This window comes from Pseudoalteromonas sp. NGC95 (assembly GCF_015864705.1).
In the GTDB taxonomy this organism is placed as follows: Bacteria; Pseudomonadota; Gammaproteobacteria; order Enterobacterales; family Alteromonadaceae; genus Pseudoalteromonas; species Pseudoalteromonas arctica.
In genome coordinates this window covers 1-2,199 of record NZ_JADYWR010000052.1, presented here as the reverse complement: position 1 = coordinate 2,199, position 2,199 = coordinate 1, and the positions used below count along the sequence as shown (strand labels likewise).

Genomic DNA, 2,199 nt, shown 5'->3' with positions numbered 1-2,199 from the left:
GCGTGAGCGATGCAGCAGGCAATGACACCACCGCTACTGGCGCTGGTGAAATAGACACCACCGCACCGACACTTGTACTTACCAGTCCAGGCTCAAGTAGCGACATCACCCCGACACTCAGTGGAACAAGCGATGCGGTTGAAGGCACCGTTATTAACTTCACCGTGATGGACGATCAAGGCAATACACAAACGTTCACCACCACGGTTGATGCAGACGGCAACTTTTCAGTCGAAGTGCCTAATGCGATAGCCGAAGGGCCGTACAGTATTAACGCCAACATCAGCGATGTGGCAGGTAACAGCACCAATATTACCGGCAACGGCACCATTGATACCACAGCACCAAGTGTGAGTGTAGATGCGCCAGTATTAACAAACGACAGCACGCCCACAGTGACAGGCACCAGTGATGCACCTAATAGCACTATCACAGTTACGTTTACAGATGCAGCGAATGCAGTGCAAACTATTGATGTACAAACCGATGCCAATGGTAACTGGAGTGCAACACCAACAGGCACATTAGCTGAAGGGAACTACAGCGTCAGCGCCAGCATCACTGATGCTGCAGGCAACACAGGCACCGGCACGGACAGTGGCGAAGTAGACGTAACCCCGCCAGCACTTGCCTTTACACCAACGTTTGAACTTGGTTTATTAATTACCCTAAGCGGTACGTCTGACTTGCCCATTGGCAGTGAAATTACTATTACCGAGCAACTTGTTAACGGTGGGATTGGTGCAACATATACCACTACAACGGATGCGGATGGCAACTGGTCATTAGTCGGGTTGGGTGTATCTTTACTTGATGTTGGCTCAGTGATCGCAACAGCGACCGATGCCGCAGGTAATACCCGTACAATTAGCTCAGATGACTTTGATAATACACCGCCGACACTCACTGTTGATGTTGCAGCACAAAGCGATAGCAATACACCGGTTATTAGCGGCACAAGCGATGCGGGTGAAGGCGCGCAAGTCACTATTGTAGTGACCGACAGCGCAGGCAACCCGCAAACTATCACCGCCCTTGTGGATGCAAACGGTGATTGGAGCGCCACACCAGCGACACCATTAAGTGAAGGTCAAAGCACCATTGAAGTAAGTGTACGCGACAGTGTTGGCAACGAAACTACAGTGAGTGACACCACCACTATCGACACGCAAGCGCCACTACTCACCATTCAAAACGTAGGCGATGTCAGCGACTTAACACCAGAGCTTCAGGGCACCAGTAATGAAATTGGTGGCACTGTTACACTCACCATTACCGATAGCGAAGGCATCAATCAAACCCTTAGCACTGTTGTAGGCAGCGATGGTCACTGGGCAATCGAAGTATCGACAGCCCTTGCACAAGGTGACTTTAGCATTATTGCCAGCATTACCGATGCGGCAGGCAACGAGAGCACCGCAAACAGCAGTGGTAATGTAGATACCATCACACCAATCGTCACTGTTGACGCATTGGGCCTAGGTAACGACAGCACCCCAGTTGTTAGTGGTACCTCAACAGAGCCTGAAGGCACGGTTATCAACATTATTATTACCGACAGTAACGGTGATGAACACCCAATCACCGCCACCGTCGGTGCAAACGGTGACTGGCAAGCAAGCAGCCCTGAATTACCGGATGGCAGCTACACCGTGCAAGCCAGTATCACCGATGATGCAGGCAACACCGGCGGCGCCACACAAACAGGCAACTTAGATACCTTAGCGCCGACACTGACGTTAGACACCGTCGGTGCCACGAATAACAGCACACCAACAATTAGCGGGACATCAAACGCGCCAGTAGGCACGGTTATAACGATTAACGTCACGGATGCAAATAATACAGAAACGTTCACTGCAACAGTGCAAGCCGATGGCAGCTGGTCAGCGGATGTACCGAACGCGCTAACTGATGGTCCACTCACTATCGAAGCAAGCGTCAGCGACAGCGCAGGCAACACCACTACATTAAGTGAAAACGCAACACTCAACACCACGGCGCCAAGCATCAGTATTAATGCACTGGTTGACACCAATGACACCACGCCAGAAATTCGCGGGACAAGTGATGCGGCAGATGGCACCACCATTAGTTTAACGTTTGAAGACAGTGCAGGGAATATTACGACTGTTGATACGACCGTAACGGGTGGTGTATGGAGCGTCGATGCACCAACTGATTTAGCCGAAGGCGAAT

General features: G+C 51.1%; 1 protein-coding gene. It reads left to right on the top strand.

Annotated elements, in window-relative coordinates:
- A partial coding sequence (locus I6E70_RS20470; protein ID WP_197189497.1) for a beta strand repeat-containing protein occupies positions 1–2,199 on the top strand: 2,199 nt, incomplete at both ends.